Source organism: Marinomonas sp. TI.3.20 (assembly GCF_038155025.1).
In the GTDB taxonomy this organism is placed as follows: Bacteria; Pseudomonadota; Gammaproteobacteria; order Pseudomonadales; family Marinomonadaceae; genus Marinomonas; species Marinomonas flavescens.
Genome location: NZ_JBAKAS010000056.1, coordinates 1 through 774 on the forward strand (window position 1 = coordinate 1; position 774 = coordinate 774).

The window sequence follows — 774 nt, forward strand, 5'->3', positions numbered from 1 at the left end:
CTGCAGCTGTGATCAATTTTCCATCCGCCGTAGTAAGTTTGCTGCCTAACGCCGCTACCTTGCCATCTTTGGTGACGAAGCCTTTGTCTTTATCGTAAAAAACAGATTCCCCATTTTCATCTAAAACTGGTGACCCATCCGCATAGCGAAGTTGCCCGTTTTTATCAACGTAGGTTGCTTTTCCGTCGTACAGCATGCCGTCTAGCTGGTCTTTTGAAATATCAGATCCAGAAGCATCAGAGCCAGTGGCCGTATCCAGCACTTTACCTGCAGCTGTGATCAATTTTCCATCCGCCGTAGTAAGTTTGCTGCCTAAAGCCGCTACCTTGCCATCTTTGGTGACGAAGCCTTTGTCTTTATCGTAAAAAACAGATTCCCCATTTTCATCTAAAACAGGTGACCCATCTGCATATCGAAGTTGCCCGTTTTTATCAACGTAGGTTGCTTTTCCGTCGTACAGCATGCCGTCTAGCTGGTCTTTTGTAACATCAGAGCCAGTGGCCGTATCCAGCACTTTACCTGCAGCTGTGATCAATTTGCCATCTGCCGTGGTAAGTTTGCTGCCTAAAGCGGCTACCTTGCCATCTTTGGTGACGAAGCCTTTGTCTTTATCGTAAAAAACAGATTCCCCATTTTCATCTAAAACTGGTGACCCATCCGCATAGCGAAGTTGCCCGTTTTTATCAACGTAGGTTGCTTTTCCGTCGTACAGCATGCCGTCTAGCTGGTCTTTTGTAACATCAGAGCCAGTGGCCGTATCCAGCACTTTACCTG

The 774-nt window shown here is 46.8% G+C and carries 1 protein-coding gene; it reads right to left on the reverse strand.

The genetic code is table 11. From position 1 onward, the window contains the following. Positions 1-774: hypothetical protein (locus V6259_RS19520; RefSeq protein WP_341585950.1), on the reverse strand; the 774-nt coding region annotated here is incomplete at both ends.